General features: G+C 51.1%; 14 protein-coding genes. 5 read left to right on the top strand and 9 right to left on the bottom strand.

All coding sequences use genetic code 11. The features are described from left to right. Window positions 1-23: 23 nt before the first annotated feature. The 3 genes from HRH59_RS12880 (at window position 24) to HRH59_RS12870 (ending at window position 2,417) form a co-directional block, all read left to right on the top strand. Complete coding sequence (locus HRH59_RS12880) at window positions 24-509, top strand: hypothetical protein (protein ID WP_173501679.1); 486 nt, start codon at window positions 24-26, stop codon at window positions 507-509. A gap of 172 nt (window positions 510-681) precedes the next feature. Then, window positions 682-1,119 carry a hypothetical protein gene (locus tag HRH59_RS12875; RefSeq protein WP_173501678.1) on the top strand — a complete coding sequence of 146 codons (438 nt, stop codon included), beginning with the start codon at window positions 682-684 and terminating at the stop codon, window positions 1,117-1,119. Window positions 1,120-1,382: 263 nt separating this feature from the next. After that, the gene (locus HRH59_RS12870) at window positions 1,383-2,417 is read left to right on the top strand and encodes a hypothetical protein (protein ID WP_173501677.1); all 1,035 of its coding nucleotides are present in this window, start codon (window positions 1,383-1,385) and stop codon (window positions 2,415-2,417) included. Between the two features lie 431 nt (window positions 2,418-2,848). On the opposite strand, the gene HRH59_RS12865 is transcribed toward HRH59_RS12870, so the two are convergent. From HRH59_RS12865 to HRH59_RS12845, 5 genes are all read right to left on the bottom strand, one after another. After that, the gene (locus tag HRH59_RS12865) at window positions 2,849-3,322 is read right to left on the bottom strand and encodes an ImmA/IrrE family metallo-endopeptidase (RefSeq protein WP_173501676.1); all 474 of its coding nucleotides are present in this window, start codon (window positions 3,320-3,322) and stop codon (window positions 2,849-2,851) included. Next, window positions 3,282-3,689 carry a helix-turn-helix domain-containing protein gene (locus tag HRH59_RS12860; protein WP_173501675.1) on the bottom strand — a complete coding sequence of 136 codons (408 nt, stop codon included), beginning with the start codon at window positions 3,687-3,689 and terminating at the stop codon, window positions 3,282-3,284. Before HRH59_RS12860 ends, HRH59_RS12865 begins: the two co-directional genes overlap by 41 nt. Window positions 3,690-4,017: 328 nt before the next feature. Beyond that, window positions 4,018-4,665 carry a thiopurine S-methyltransferase gene (gene tmpT, locus HRH59_RS12855; protein WP_173501674.1) on the bottom strand — a complete coding sequence of 216 codons (648 nt, stop codon included), beginning with the start codon at window positions 4,663-4,665 and terminating at the stop codon, window positions 4,018-4,020. 30 nt (window positions 4,666-4,695) lie between these two features. Next, window positions 4,696-6,912 (bottom strand): exonuclease domain-containing protein, encoded by a 2,217-nt coding sequence (locus HRH59_RS12850; RefSeq protein WP_173501673.1) that lies wholly within the window; start codon window positions 6,910-6,912, stop codon window positions 4,696-4,698. A gap of 10 nt (window positions 6,913-6,922) precedes the next feature. Then, window positions 6,923-7,894 carry a calcium/sodium antiporter gene (locus HRH59_RS12845; protein WP_173501672.1) on the bottom strand — a complete coding sequence of 324 codons (972 nt, stop codon included), beginning with the start codon at window positions 7,892-7,894 and terminating at the stop codon, window positions 6,923-6,925. A gap of 136 nt (window positions 7,895-8,030) precedes the next feature. Here HRH59_RS12845 and HRH59_RS12840 point away from each other — a divergent pair, with 136 nt between their 5' ends. Continuing rightward, window positions 8,031-8,219, top strand: coding sequence for a hypothetical protein (locus HRH59_RS12840; RefSeq protein WP_173501671.1), 189 nt, complete (start codon window positions 8,031-8,033; stop codon window positions 8,217-8,219). Here HRH59_RS12840 and HRH59_RS12835 read toward each other — a convergent pair. The 3 genes from HRH59_RS12835 to HRH59_RS12825 form a co-directional block, all read right to left on the bottom strand. Then, window positions 8,188-11,331, bottom strand: coding sequence for an efflux RND transporter permease subunit (locus HRH59_RS12835; RefSeq protein ID WP_173501670.1), 3,144 nt, complete (start codon window positions 11,329-11,331; stop codon window positions 8,188-8,190). The two genes, HRH59_RS12840 and HRH59_RS12835, sit on opposite strands and share 32 nt — an antisense overlap. A gap of 3 nt (window positions 11,332-11,334) precedes the next feature. Then, window positions 11,335-12,417: an efflux RND transporter periplasmic adaptor subunit gene (locus tag HRH59_RS12830; RefSeq protein WP_173501669.1), complete on the bottom strand. Its 1,083-nt coding sequence runs from the start codon at window positions 12,415-12,417 to the stop codon at window positions 11,335-11,337. Between the two features lie 87 nt (window positions 12,418-12,504). Further along, window positions 12,505-13,323, bottom strand: a complete 819-nt coding sequence (locus tag HRH59_RS12825) for a M90 family metallopeptidase (protein WP_218573515.1) — start codon at window positions 13,321-13,323, stop codon at window positions 12,505-12,507. Window positions 13,324-13,486: 163 nt separating this feature from the next. Here HRH59_RS12825 and HRH59_RS12820 point away from each other — a divergent pair, with 163 nt between their 5' ends. Continuing rightward, window positions 13,487-13,945, top strand: a complete 459-nt coding sequence (locus tag HRH59_RS12820; RefSeq protein WP_173501668.1) for a tellurite resistance TerB family protein — start codon at window positions 13,487-13,489, stop codon at window positions 13,943-13,945. 157 nt (window positions 13,946-14,102) lie between these two features. Here HRH59_RS12820 and HRH59_RS12815 read toward each other — a convergent pair whose 3' ends face one another. Beyond that, entirely contained in the window at window positions 14,103-14,408 is a 306-nt protein-coding gene (locus HRH59_RS12815) for a hypothetical protein (RefSeq protein WP_173501667.1), read from the bottom strand. Between the last annotated feature and the right edge of the window lie 108 nt (window positions 14,409-14,516).

Raw genomic sequence — 14,516 nt, 5'->3', positions numbered from 1 at the left:
ATCGATTTGAATAAGAGGCCGTTATGACATCTATTGCATCACGTATTGGTTTTGCCATGCTGGCGGTATCGCTACTATTTACGCCTTTTGCAGCTAAAGTACTGGCGGCAGACACTATTAACCTGTCAGTAGCATCAACCTGGGGAGAGCCGGAGTTCAGCAGGTACGAGGCGCTGAATCAAAGCAGCGAATGGCGATACTCGCGTGACAATGCCACCTTAATTATCACTAAGGCGCAGTGCCCAGAGTGCAAAGCCATATCGCAGCGGGATATTGCACAGCATAACCAAACAGACGCAACTGCCGTTATGCTGCAGCACAAAGCCGTCCCCGCTATGTTGCGCTTAAGCAGCAGCCCGAAAGGGCAACTACTGCGCACCTTTCAGCTAAACAGCAGCGGTATGCATTATCAGTTTCAGCTGGGCATAAATAACACTATGCCGGTGGCAGAAAGCTTCGCGTTGGAACAAGAGTTTTTGGCGATGATTAACAGCTTTACAGTGGATTAAGCCAGAGCACTCCCACTCGCGATAAAAACTAAGGATAATTGGGGCGCAGACAAAAAATAAGTCCGAATTTCAGCTATTTAATTTTTATCTGACCCCATTTATCAATGACTGCAACATTAAATAACACCCCGGAAGCCAATATGGTTGCCAGACTCAAAAAGGTAGGTAGTTTATGAAGATGTTTTTGCTATTAGCGACAATGCTTTACAGCATAACTGTTGCTGCCTTTGATATTACTGAAAACAAGTTTGCTACCCCTGATCCGACAGCCTTGTGTACAAGCAACGAAGTAATGTTTGGTGGCGCTTCTGTTATCTACGCCGATTGCGATAAAGACATTGAAAGCATTGTTGTCAGCAAAATTGATAGCGGTCACAGCTTTGGCGACTTGCGGCAATTTGTTAGCCAATATCAGCCGGATGGTAGCTTTACCGACTATGACATTGCGGATGTATTGTTTGACGGCACTATAGTGGCAATAACTCCGTTTGACAAAAATATGCAAGTCGCCAGCAACGGTAAAGCATTACGCTTTTGCCTGGCAGATCGCACTGTTTACCTGGTCAGAAACGACAGTAACTGGGCATCCATTACGGTATTGTCTAAATAGCGAATAAAACACTGAGAACCTGGCTTCGCCAAAAGCTTCCGTTTTAAAATCAATGTCACTGACCCTACTGATTTCGATACATCGCAACCACCAAGTGCGACAGTTATAGGTTTGCAGGGATGAAAAGATACGCGCACTTAACCGTGCGCGCGGGTTTGGCTACGCTGTTGACTCCGAGAGGCTAATGGGTGACCCTATTGATTCTCAGTAAGTTCGTAGCTAACGCCCATATACCCTTTTTCAGCTTATGAGATGTTTAAACAATGGCCAAATCGAAGAAATTTGCTGATTTTATAAATGATAACGGAGAGTACGAACGCGTCAGCATTTGGAAAGTACGCAAAAAAGAACAGCAAGCACCTGGTCAATGGAATGTCGCTAAATACTATAGCACGCACCGGCTTGAAGAAAACAAATTGAGGATGACACCCTCGCATACTTACAACAAAAGATTGAACCGCAATACTCACTTCTTTAAGTATTTAGCGGGGCAGATCGAAAACGACAATAAGGGTGGCGATGGTGGAGAGTCTATGACACATATGGCATACAAAGATGCCATAAGCAGGCTTAAGAGAACAAAGCTGGTATTTAGTCACCGAAAACTATCTTTTGACATCGAAATAACCAAAGCAGAGTTAGAAAAAACCATCTTGCTGAACGGTAGAAAATTCCGACTAGATGTTTATATTGAGTTCACTTCTGAGCATGAATATTGTTTGAAGTGGAATGGCCGCATGGGTATTGAAGTCTGTCGTTCCAACTCGCTACATCTTGAGAAAATTGAGGGACTGGAAACGCTCGGTATCCCTGTAGTACAAATAAGGACGCACTCAAAGTTTGAATTTAATGAAGAGGAGCATGAAGACGACGAAGATCAGTACAACCAGCATGTAGATTATCTTGTTAAACGCTTTACACAGGAATTACGCGGCATGATTTATGTTGATCCACAGTCAGTAGAGTATCTGCAGCAATGTCTTGCTAGGAAAGACCAAGAAATTACATCGCTGAATGAAAAGTTTAACGGTTTACGGGACAAAGCTAACGAGATTGTGAAAGATAAATTAGCTGTTATTCAGCAGCAAGTCCAACAGATTGCAGACCTCAATGCAAAGATTGCAACGCAAAACTCGCAACTCAAACAGCTGAGCCAAAGTAACACCAAGTTGAAACAAGCAACTGATGAACAGCACGACCTGTTACTTAGCGCGTTGGATGCCGGTTTTTTTTCTGTGCGGAAGTTGAAGGCGAAAATACGGAAATATCTAAGCTTAGGCTTACCAAATAAGCACTAAATTATCCTTACTGTACATAAATTTTTGTAATATGCCTGATGTTAAAGTTTGCAAGGCATCTGATAAAAAACCGCCTTAAAGGCGGCTTTTATTATGACTTAGTAGCACAACGTTAATTAACGTTTTTGACATTTGCAATGAGGAATAACAAAAACCTTAGCCTTTTTAGGATAGCGGATTTTGCCGCCAACCTTTATATATGCAGCAAAGGTTATCTCACAAGCGTTACCACATTTACGACATGTTCCAGTCTTCATGGGGATTCTCCTGTTGTTGTACGCAATGCTTAAACCCACAAACATTTGCGAATTGCCCGGAGAACCGCTAAACTTACGTCGCTTGTTACGAAAGTGTAGTGGTTGGGTTACCTCCATACACACCGGTTGATGCGTCAACATCAGCCGCCCTAAGCCCTGATTCGTCAGGGCTTTTTAATAAAATTCAAAAGCTAACTGTTTCGTTTCATACCCTAAAAACTCCAATGCGTATTCAGCAAAAGCATCTGCTTGCCATTCAGTATCTTCGGCATATGTTGGTGGAGTTTTTGAGTAGTGCAGCGCTGCTTGGTGACCGAGTATCAGATGCCCAATTTCGTGCATCACTACGAAAAGTGCAGTTCGATCGCCTGCGCATGCATCAAAATATATAGATTCTGGAATGCTAATGGTACGGGTTGTAGGATCGAAATGACCGGATATTGAGCCGTAAGTCATTTCATTCCACTCATCATCAGCAACTGTATTTAGGGTAATACCGTAAATACTTAACTCTTCTAAATTTTGGTCGTATCGTTTTTTACGACTTTTTTTAGGTTTAAAATTTAAGAAACTACAGAAGCCAATAGCATTGGTTCTAATAACCTCTTCAGGGATTGCAGCTACGCGCTGACCTCTTAGTTGATACATTCGTGCTATTTCCTTCTTGTTTATTAATGTGTTCCAGTAAATTAGCAAACTGCTTAAGCTGTTCTGGAGTCCACTGTGATTTAGCAAAGCCTGCTACCAGCATTTTTTGCTGATGGGTTAAACCTTCAACCGGAACTATGTCGTTAGCTGCGTTAGCTAATTCTTGTAAGTTAGCCAAGTCCAAACCTTTTTCTGCAAAAAATGAATAGATTGCATCGACCCATTTTTGAGCAATTTTTTTGCTTCCTGTCTCCATAGCGCTCAGGAACGCGGGCGTCGTGCGTAATGCTGCAGCCATTGTCATTAGGGTTTGATCTGTATCAATTCTGGCTTTTCTTACTTCTTTACCAAACTCTGTAAGTGCCATTACCATTTCTCCGATTTATGAAACAAGGAACTCATGTTTGCAGCTACAACCGCTGCTTTTCTTGTCGTAGGCGACCTCAATCCGTATGGTCACGAATCGAATAATAGTCTCGCAGAAGATCTTTTTCAACCAATTTAGTTAAATTTTTTACTTAAGTCAGTTATGCGCATATTTCTACTTAACTCTCTTACACCATATAGCATTAGACATCCTGCAGTTAGTGACAATAGACGGTGAAAAAGTTGAAACAAAAACTAAGCATGTATTATTCGTATGAAATATTAAGGCCAGATAAAAATTAACCCTGATACCTCAGCCTAATTTAGTTTTACTCTGACTCTATTGGTGTTAACAGCCAACCACTCTCGCTGGCCTGGCACTTTCGTTTTAACCCACCGGGCACGTCGAGCTTTTCCAGACAGTTAAGGCTATAAACCTTGCTGTAGAGTGTATGCATCTCAGCGCTATCAACAGAAAACGGCGGGCCAGGCAGTTGCGTTTGATCGTACTCAAAGCAAATAACCAGTTGCGGCGCATTTTCGCTGATAGTTACAAGGTGCTGTGCATAACGCTGTCGCATAGCGTTGGGCAAGGCTACCAGCGCGGCGCGGTCGTATATGGCGGCAACCGGGCCGAGGGTGTGTTTTGATAACTGAAAAATATCGCCGACAAACACCTGCAACTTGTCGGCATGATAATGCTGCAAGGTACCCGCACTGCTAACAACAGGCGTTAACCCCAGTTCAGCAAACAGCTCTTGCACCGCCATTTCGCTTAACTCGGCGCCAATAACCTGATGCCCTTGCGCCAGTAGCCAATGTATATCGAGGCTTTTACCACATAGCGGTAAAAAAACCGTGGCACCGGGTTCGATGGCCAGTTGGTTAAACCAGCTTACCAGTAATGGGTTGGCCGCGGCCTGATGAAAGGCTATTTCTCTTTTTTGCCATTTTTCCTGCCAGAACTCCGGGTTCACATGCTCTCCTTTTACGTTGCCGCTAACGGCTTACAGTATCTGCCGTTTGGCATTAATCAGCTTTAATAACTCCACCGTGGCGGTGGCGTCTGCCAGTGCGCGGTGGTGGTTGGTAAGTTTAATGTCGAACTCTGCGCACAGCTTGCCCAGACTGTAAGATGCCAGGCTGGGATAATAGCGGCGCATATTCACTACCGTGCACAGCTGCGGCATATCAAAGAGGATTTCACAGCGGGCAAACTCACTGCGGATAAAGCCGTAATCGAACTTGGCGTTATGGGCAACAAATACCGCGCCTTGTAAAAACTCGCTTAGCTGTGTAGCTATATCAGCAAATTTGGGCGCGCCGGCTACCATGGCGTTGCTGATACCGGTTAAGCGGCTGATAAAGGACGGAATATGCCGCTCAGGGTTTATTAGTGTGTTAAAGGTATCCAGCACTTCATCAGCCTGCAGTTTAACTGCGCCGATTTCAGTAATGCGATCAGTACCCGCTTTGCCGCCGGTGGTTTCCACGTCCAGCACCACGTATAACCGATTCGGATCGACTATCCATTGCAGTTTTTCTATCCGCGCGCTAAAACCGGCGTTATTAAGCGCTAACAGCCGCGCTAACTGATGGCGCTGTATTTTATCGCCCGGCGCCTTTACTTCAATAAATTGCAGTTGCTGATCTTTAATTAACAGCAGATCCGGGTAACCGCTGCTATGGCGGTTAAAATCCTGCGCCATGGCGCGTAATATCGGCGCTAAGCTGCTTCTCCCGTCCACTTTGGGCGCATGTTGCAATAGCGGCAGTAACTGCTGTGCCAAATCGCTGTGCCAGTAAAACAGGCTGTTGGCTTTGCCGTAATGCGCGGTTAACGCGGCCAGTAAGGTGGCGCTGGCACCCGGCGCGGCCAGTTGCTCTAACTTGTGCTCTATCTCTGCCTGAAACTGCTGATAAAAGCCGCCGCTGGCCAGGTTACGTGGCCGGCGCTCAAACGGGTTATGCAGCGCACTGTCATTGTGCTCGAATAATTCATGCCAGAACCACAGGCCAAATAACGCCAACCACAGGTTATTCTCGGCGTGAAACACCGTATACCCCTGCGCCGCATAATGCGCCATTAAGCCCTGCTCGGCCTTGCCTAAATACAGCTCGTCAATGCCCACCTGCGGCGCGTCGTGCAGCAATTGCGTAAGCTGCGAACGTTTGCGGCCAGTGGTGGACTCTCCAAATTTGCGCCGGTAAAAATATTCAGCAAACAGCCATTCTTCGTCACAGCCCGGGTCATCTAACAGCTGCTGTAAATACTGCCGGCACCGTTGCTCGTCGCCGGTTTGGGCGTAAAGCCTGGCTAAACGTTCACTGGCCGGAAAGCCATTACTGTGCTGATAAAAGGCGATGGCCAAATCATTAAGCTTGTATTGTTCGGCCAGCTTACCCAGGCTGTAACAGCGCTCGCTGCGTTTAAGCAGTAAGGCGTTATCTTCTGTTTGCGGCCAGCCAGTGACCTGCTCCAGCCATGGCGTTAGCAACGCTGCGGTATTATCCGGCTGCTTTTTCAGCTGCTTGCCCAGTTCAATAATCGCCGGTTTGGCTTTAGCTAACTGATACGCCAGTTGCGCCTGCGCCGCTTCGGTAAAACGCGGGCGAAATTGCTGCTTAAATTGGCCGGTTTGCCGAATGCCTAAGTCACGCAAAGTAAACAGCGATAAATTGGCCTCGATACGACCAAAATAGAGGAAGTAAATATAGTTAAGTGCATCCTGGCGGCGCAGCGCGACATAGCGCTGCGGCAGCTTGCTAATAAGTGCCAGCCAGTTAACCGGCAGCTTTAGCGCCGCGCCCAGCAGCTGCGGTTTGGTGTGGCTTTTTTTTGCGCCGGTGATGTCTGGCAGCTCTGCTTGCGCCAGCTGCAGTAATTGCCACAGCGTGTCTTTGGTTAGCCGCAGCCAAAAATCAGCTAAATCGTCTGTGGTTAAGGCGGTAATAAAGCCGGCCCGGCTTAATTCGTCCAGCAGCGGCGCAGTGGCGCCAATTTCTGCATAATTAAGTTCAGTATCGGCAAATACGTTGCCTTTGCGGTTTAGCATGCGCACCAGCAGTTGCTGCGCGCTGTGGCTAAGCCGATAAAAATCGCTGATAAAGGCCGCACTATCGGCGTTTAACACCGCCTGATAATGCTGCCTGACAAACTGCAGCAGCTCGTCAAAGTGCTGCAGGTAGTAGTTGCTGTCGAGCTCCGGCCGTGGCTGAGACATCCGTCCGCCGTTACGCTATCACGGTGCTGATCAAATAACCGGTATAGCCGATAAACACCGCCAGTAATAAGCCGCCTTCTGCACGGTTAATGCGGCCCTGCTTTTTATAGCCGTAACCCATCACAAACACCGCCGCCGTTAATACCGCCATTAAGGTCCAGTCACGGGTTAATACCACTGCATCCACTGCCATTGGCTCTATCATGGCAGCGATACCTACTACCGCCAGCGTATTAAACAGGTTAGAGCCGATAATGTTACCCAGTGCGATATCATGCTCGCCCTTTTTAATGGCGATTAACGACGAAGCCAGCTCCGGCAGCGAGGTGCCGATAGCCACTACGGTTAAACCGATGACCAAATCACTGACGCCTAAGCCCTGCGCAATAAATACGGCGCCGTATACCAACATACGCGAGGCGATGATTAACAGCACCAGCCCCACCACTAACCAAATAATGGCTTGTTTTAACGTCATTTTTGGCTGACCGGCCAGGTCTTCCGTCATTTCAGTGGCCAGCGCATCCTGCGGGTTACGCATACCCTGCCAGACTGACCAGGCCATCAGTGCAAAAAACAGCCCCAGTAAACACCAGGCATCGAAGCTGTTGAGCTGATGGTCAAACAACAACCAACCGGCGAACAAGGTCACCAGCATTAAAATCGGCAGCTCTTTGCGCAGTACCTGCGAGTGCACGGCGATGGGGCTAAGCAGTGCCACCAAACCCAGAATAAGCGCAATATTGGTAATGTTAGAGCCGTAAGCATTACCCAGCGCCAGCGCCGGGTTACCATCGCTTGCGGCCATGGCCGACACCACCATTTCCGGGGCCGAGGTACCAAAACCAACAATGATCATCCCGATTAATAACGGCGGCATACCGGCATAACGCGCCGTTGCTGCTGCCCCATCGACAAAACGGTCGGCACTCCACACCAGCAGTGCCAAACCGGCAATTAACGCCACTACTGCTAATAACATTGCTATTTCCTTAACGCTGTTATGAATTGGGCGCAGCATAGCATGCGGCTAATTTGCCGCGAAGCGGCTGCACGGCGTTTTTGAAACTAAAGTTGAACCGGGTTAAGCTGCGCCAATCTTGCTGACGGAGCACCCTATGACCACCTTAATTATTATTTTAGCCCTGCTGTTTGCTGCGCTGTTTATTTTGGTAACCCTGGCAGAAAAATTCGGCAGCCGCGACCAGCAAAAAACGGCCAAACTAAGCCGCTATATTATTCCGCTGATGGTAGCGCTGGTGGCCGCTCAGGTAATTAAGTACGTGTTTTTCCCTGAACACGGTTAAGTAGCGTTACCAGTAGCGCCGGCAAAAAGGTCAGGCTGATAAGGGTAGAAAACAGCAAACCACACAGCACGATAATGCCGACACCGCGATACAGCTCGGTGCCCTCGCCCGGAATTAACACCAGCGGAGCCAGGCCGAAAATAGTGGTGCTGGTCGACATTAAAACCGGCCGTAACCTGGTAGAGACCGCCTGCATTACCGCGTCGGTTACCGCCAACTGGCCGCCGTGCAGATTACGCCGGCTTTGGTCGACAATTAATATCGGGTTATTCACCACAGTACCGAGCAAAATTAAAAAGCCCAGCATGGTGATCATATCAAACGGCTGGTGAAAGCCCCCCAGGCCAATCAGCCCCAATGCACTGCTGATGCCGTTTACCGTGGCCAGGCCAACCAAAGCGCCGGCCAGCCCCAGCGGCACCGTGGCCAGAATAAACAGCGGATAGCCCCAGTGGCTGAAAATGGCCACCAGCAACAGGTAAATTAATACGATGGCGATAGCAAAGTTACCGCCCAGCGCGGCTTTGGTTTCGTCCAGTTGATCCGAGGCTCCGGTAATATCCAGCGTAACATCGCCGGCTACTGCGCCATCGCGCTGCAACTGTGGTACCAGTTGCTGCTGCACTATGGCCACGGCAGTTTCCAGTGCCACCGAGCGCGGCGGAATAATATACAGCGTAACGGTACGACGGCCGTCGACGCGGCGCAGGGTGTCGCTGTCGGCCACTTCAACCAGCTCTGCCAGACTGTTAAGCGGCAGCACCGCCCCGCCGGGGGTTAATACCGGCGTTTGTGCCAGTCCGGCCAGGCTTTGCTGTGCACCGGCGTTGCTGAACAGAAAAATATCTACCTTGTCGTCGGCGATAAAAAACTCATCGACAAAGGCGCCGTCGCTGAGTGCCGATACGGCAAAGCCAAAATCAGCCGCGCTGAAATTAAGCTCGGCCAGGCGTTGCCAGCGCGGGCGGATCTCAACCAACGGCTGATCCAGCGACAACGACGCCGGCGCCGAATTTAACTGCGGATTATCAAACAGTTGGCCTGCTGCCACATAGGCAGCGTCAGCAGTGGCATACAGGTTGGCTAAATCGGGCCCGGAAATATCCAGTGCCACCGCGCGGGTACCACCATCATTGCTGCTGATAATAGAGCCGCGCGACGAAAACGCCCGCATGCCGGGATAACCGCGAAACAGCTGCGTTATCGCGTCCATCATAGCGCCAATGTCCTGTGGCCGCGTGGGCTCACTTAACACACGGATACGCCCCACCGACACGCTGAGCGAATAATACTTCAGCGATGGCATTGCCGTTTCGCCACGGTCAAACAAGGCCGGGTCAGCAGCGACCTGTGCAGTTAAATAGGCTTTGATTTCTTCAGCGATGCCGGCCATTTCCGACAGGTTGTAACCGGGCGGCGCTATCATCGAGGAAAACGCCTTGGGCTCTTCGCCTTCGGGTAAATATTCAGCCGGTGGCAGCAGATACCAGCCGGCGCCTAAGGTAGCCAATACAGTAATAACCAGGGTTGCCCGCCGCGTACTGCTGTTACTGATAATAGCCTGCACCAGGCGCAATATCCCGCCGGGCGCCGGATTTTGGCTGTTCTTGTGCATAACGGCGCCGGAGCCAAAGCCCAGTTTAGCTATGGCGGCCGGCACTACAAATACCGCCACCAGCATTGACGCGATAATGGCGGCAGCGATGGCAATAGCAATATCGGAGTACAATTGGCCGGCTTCCTGCTCAACAAACAATACCGGCATAAACACCAATACCGTGGTTAAGGTAGACGCCAATACCGCCGGCCAGACATCACGTACACCGGCAATAGCGCCTTCTATGCGGTCCAGGCCGCGACGGCGCGCCTGCTCGATGCTTTCCAGCACCACTATGGTGTTGTCTACTGTCATACCGATGGCAAAGGCAATGCCGGCCAGCGAGATAACGTTAATGGTACGGCCAAATGCCAGCAAGCCCAAAAACGCCGCTATGGTACAAACCGGCACGCCGATAACCCCCACCAGGGTGGCGCGGCCGGAGCGTAAAAACAAATACATCACCAGGGTGGCCAACGCAGCCCCCAGCGCCAGATTGGTCCAGACATTGGCGATAGAGTCCTCGACGTAGCGCACATCGTCACTGATCAAGGTCAGCTGCAGGCCATTGCCGGCCAACATATCCTGATTGACCTGTGCCACCACCTGCAGCATCTGCTGTTTAATGTCGATGACATTGGAGCCCGGTTCACGCCGCACCGACAAGCTCAGGGTGCGCTCGCCATCGGCAAACGCCAGCTCGCGTACTTCAAAATGGTCCAGCACCAAAGTGGCGACATCTTTCAGCCGCACCTGGTTATCGCCCTGCTGCGTCAGGATCAGGTTTTCCAGCTCGTCGATGCGATCAAAGCGGCCAACCATTCTGAGTAAATAGCGCCGTTTGCCGCTGTCGATATCGCCGGCCGAACTGTCACGGTTACGGGCGCGGATAGCATCGCGCACATCGGTAAGGCTGATGCCACGCTGGGCTAATTTTGCCGGGTCAATCAAGATTTGAATTTGTCGCTCGGCGCCGCCGCTAACACCCACTTCCGACACGCCCTGTACCCGCTCCATTCGCGGTCGCACATAGTCTTCGGCGTAATCGCGCAGCATATCCATATCCAGCTGCAGCGGGTTGCCTGGCAAGGGCATCAGGCGAAAATACATAAAAGCGTTGTTAGAGAACGAGCTGCTGAACAACCGCGGCTGGTCGACATTTTCCGGATAAGCCGGCACCTGGCTTAAGGCATTGCTAACGCGGATCAGCGCTTCGGTGACATCGACACCAAACGGAAATTCCAGTTCTATTTCTGCCGAACCGGTACCGGCGCGCGACACCATACGTTTTAAATTCGGTAAGGTGCGCAGGTAGCGCTCCTGCTCTATCAGAATTTCTTTTTCCACATCTTGCGGCGTCGCGCCCGGCCAGCCGGTTACCACGCTGATAGTGCGCACTTCCAAATCGGGGATCATCTGCACCGGAATGCGCAGCGCCGCCACTATGCCCAGCACGCAAATAATCAGTACCGTGACGGTAAGAATGGTACCGCGGCGAATGCCGGCTTCCAGCATGGCTTACTCCTTATTGCCGCGCGCGGCGCCGCTGTTGTCCGTCAGCACCCGCACCGGCTGGCCGTCGCGCAAAATTTCATTGCCGCGCACCACTACCGGTTGCTGTTTCGGTAAGCCGGATAAAATTTCTACGCCCTGTTCATTACTGCGGCCTGGCGTAACATTGTGCCGCCTGGCGATATTATCCTGCACGGTAAACACGCTGAAATTACCATCCGGGTGGCGCAGCAGTGCGTCCGGCGGTACTACCAGCGCCGTGGCATCGTCCCGTTCAAAGTACAGGGTTGCGCTGGCAGAGGTGCCCGGCAGCAGTGTTATGTCGCTGTCGGCAATGGCCAGCCTGGCCAGAAAACTGCGGGCCCCGGCGTCACCCACCGGTACCGTGGCCAGTAAGTTGGCGCTGAGCCTGGCCCCCGGCAGCAAGTCAGACTGCACCTCTATACGGCGCAGGGTTGCCAGCGCGGTAAAATACTCCTGCGGCACCTGCACATCCAGCAGCAGCGGGCTTAAACTAACCAGTTGCAATACCGGGGTACCCAATGCGATCCACTCGCCGACATCGGTATAGCGCCTGGCAATGACGCCGGCAAAAGGTGCGGTAAGGGTATGGCGCTGCAGTACTTCCTGCTGCTGTTGCATGGCGGCCTGCGCCTGTTGCACTGCCGCTTCAGCTTGGGCCAGTGCCGCACGGCGCAGCGCCAGCTCCGTTGGCGGAAATAGTTGCTGTTGAATAAGTTGTTCGGCTTCACCCACCAGCCGCTGTTGTTCATTTTGCAGCACCTGAGCCGCGCTCAGGGCCGCCTTACGCTGGGCTAACTCGTGCTGCGCCAGCGCCGTGTCAAGTTGCAGTAGCGGTTGGCCTTTGCTTACCGTGCTGCCGGCATCAACCAGCAGCGCTGACACTAAGCCGGCGGTGCGGCTGGATAAGCCGGCGTCCTGCTGCGCAGTTAAACTGCCGCTTAGCCGCAGTTGTTGCGACAGGCCTTTCTCTTCCGGCAGGCTGACTCTTACCGGTGCGGCTTCCTGTGCCTGCAACACCATGGCGACCATACTGCATGCTAACGCTGTTGCTATCCGCCAACGCATAACCTTTCCCTAACTAAATAAGAACTGTTCTTGTTAAGCTACAGAGTATGGCGCAAAGCCGGCTTCAGATCACTTTTTTCTGCGTTGTTACCAGCTTAGCGGGTTCAGCCGGTAAAAACGGCTGAGCTGCTGATACAGTTGCGGGTGCAAATTGGCGAGTGGCTGTGGTTGCTCAAAAAACACTTCGCTGACAACAGCAAAAAACTCGGCCGGGTTAGTGGCGCCGTAGTGATCAAACAAACTGCTTTGGCCACTTTGCGCCTGCAGCTGCAAACGGCGGAATTCCTCTGCCATTATGCCGGACCACTGTTGATAGTCGCTGCTGCGTTCCAGCAACGGTGCGCCGTTGGCAATGCCTTTTTCCTGATCCAACTGATGCGCAAACTCATGGATCACCACATTGCGGCCATCAGCAGGGTTAGCCGCGCCGTCCAGCGTATCGGCCCAGCTTAAAATAACCTTACCAAGGCCCCACGACTCACCCGACAGCACCCGGCGCTGCTCGTGCATCACACCGGCTGCATCGGCCTGGCTGCCGCTGACAATAAACGCGGCCGGATACAGCAGAATTTGCTGTAGTTTCGGGTAGTAATAATCAGGCCGGTTCAGCAGTAACAGACACGCCTGAGCGGCTATGGTCACGCGCATTTCATCGGTTACCGCTAAACCATCGCAGCCAATAAACTGCTTTTCGGCGACAAACACCTGAATATGCTTTTTCAGCTGCAGCTGCAAATCGGCCGGTAATACTCGAAAATATGGCAACCGGCGCTTTAATATGTCGCGCCATGCTGCCGGGAAGGCTTTTGCCATGATCTGCCGGCGCTTATAACGTTGCCGGATTGGCATAAACAACACCAGCGCGATGATCGCTGCGCCCAGTAACAGGGTAATAAAGATAGCCAAGCTTCACCTCAGGCGTTAAGCGCAGTATGCTGCCAACAGTATGATTTGAACTTAATGCGGTGCCGGCGGGCGTTTTTCAAGCGCTGAGGCCTTGGCCGCGCTGTGCCACAGAACTTTGTGCCGGCAACAGCCTCTAACGGCGGTAATCAATAAAGGATCTGCAATGTTTCAGTTATTTAAAACGCTATTGGATAAAGTAAACGACGGCTTGGCCCCCGCAGCAGCCGGGCAAAACCGTTATGGCCTGAACGACGCCGAGCTGGCTTGCGTATCACTGATGCTGATGGTGGCACATGCCGATTTTGCCGGCAGTGATGCGGAATTAGCGCTGGCACAGCAGTATGTAAAAAGGGAATTTGCGTTAACAGATGCTGACGCCAAAGCGGTAGTAGCGCTGGCGGAAAAGCAGGCAACAGAGGCTATATCACTGCATGAGTTTACCGCTCAGTTAAAGCAGCTGAGTTACGACGCCAGATTGACGCTGCTGGACAGTTTATGGCAACAAGCCTATGCCGATGGCGTACTGGACCCGAACGAAGAGGCCATGCTGCGCAAAATTGCTGATTTACTGTTTATCCGCCACAGTGACTATATTCAGGCCAAACTGGCGGTGTGTGGATAGCATTACTAACCAACATAACATTGCTACCCGACGACGAGCCGGCTTGCCCTAAACCAACCGTTGAAGGCATGGATGCCTGAATCGAGCCTATAGGGACATATTTACGGCGTGTTGGTGTGGGCAAACCGGTTCGTCAGACTTGACAGTTTGCATCAGGTTAATCTTCGCGCTTATGCAACACTTCGCCTTCAATCACACTGCGCGGCTGCTCTGTGCCGGGTTGGCTACTGGCACCGGCTTGCTGGCGTTGTTGCCAGGCTTTAACTTTGGCGCGGTGACGAAACAGCAGGATGGGAATTAAAATCCAGCTTAGCAGCAGCATAAACACCAAAATAGCCGCACCGGCCAGCAGCATCAGCCCCAGAATTAACCATGCCAGCAGGCGCTGCAGCGGCCCGGCATTTTGCCGTCTGGCAAAATGTTGTTGCCACTGACTACTTTGCTGTTTAAATGATGAAAACATAACTACCTCAATTCAGATACTGTGCTATTAGTCTGGGCTGACATGGCTAAGTTCAAGCTTTAGCCAAAGTTATATTCCATGCTGCTATACTTTAGCGGTGTTTTATCC

It is taken from the genome of Rheinheimera lutimaris (assembly GCF_013283795.1).
Taxonomy (GTDB): Bacteria; Pseudomonadota; Gammaproteobacteria; order Enterobacterales; family Alteromonadaceae; genus Alishewanella; species Alishewanella lutimaris.
This window is presented reverse-complemented; position numbering and strand designations above follow the sequence as displayed.

Coding starts and splice junctions, on each gene's coding strand:
- HRH59_RS12835 (WP_173501670.1), bottom strand. CDS start 11,331: ATGCTGGAAGCCGGCATTCGCCGCGGTACCATTCTTACCGTCACGGTA.
- HRH59_RS12820 (WP_173501668.1), top strand. CDS start 13,487: ATGTTTCAGTTATTTAAAACGCTATTGGATAAAGTAAACGACGGCTTG.
- HRH59_RS12815 (WP_173501667.1), bottom strand. CDS start 14,408: ATGTTTTCATCATTTAAACAGCAAAGTAGTCAGTGGCAACAACATTTT.
- HRH59_RS12845 (WP_173501672.1), bottom strand. CDS start 7,894: ATGTTATTAGCAGTAGTGGCGTTAATTGCCGGTTTGGCACTGCTGGTG.
- HRH59_RS12850 (WP_173501673.1), bottom strand. CDS start 6,912: ATGTCTCAGCCACGGCCGGAGCTCGACAGCAACTACTACCTGCAGCAC.
- HRH59_RS12830 (WP_173501669.1), bottom strand. CDS start 12,417: ATGCGTTGGCGGATAGCAACAGCGTTAGCATGCAGTATGGTCGCCATG.
- HRH59_RS12860 (WP_173501675.1), bottom strand. CDS start 3,689: ATGGCACTTACAGAGTTTGGTAAAGAAGTAAGAAAAGCCAGAATTGAT.
- HRH59_RS12865 (WP_173501676.1), bottom strand. CDS start 3,322: ATGTATCAACTAAGAGGTCAGCGCGTAGCTGCAATCCCTGAAGAGGTT.
- HRH59_RS12840 (WP_173501671.1), top strand. CDS start 8,031: ATGACCACCTTAATTATTATTTTAGCCCTGCTGTTTGCTGCGCTGTTT.
- HRH59_RS12880 (WP_173501679.1), top strand. CDS start 24: ATGACATCTATTGCATCACGTATTGGTTTTGCCATGCTGGCGGTATCG.
- HRH59_RS12875 (WP_173501678.1), top strand. CDS start 682: ATGAAGATGTTTTTGCTATTAGCGACAATGCTTTACAGCATAACTGTT.
- HRH59_RS12870 (WP_173501677.1), top strand. CDS start 1,383: ATGGCCAAATCGAAGAAATTTGCTGATTTTATAAATGATAACGGAGAG.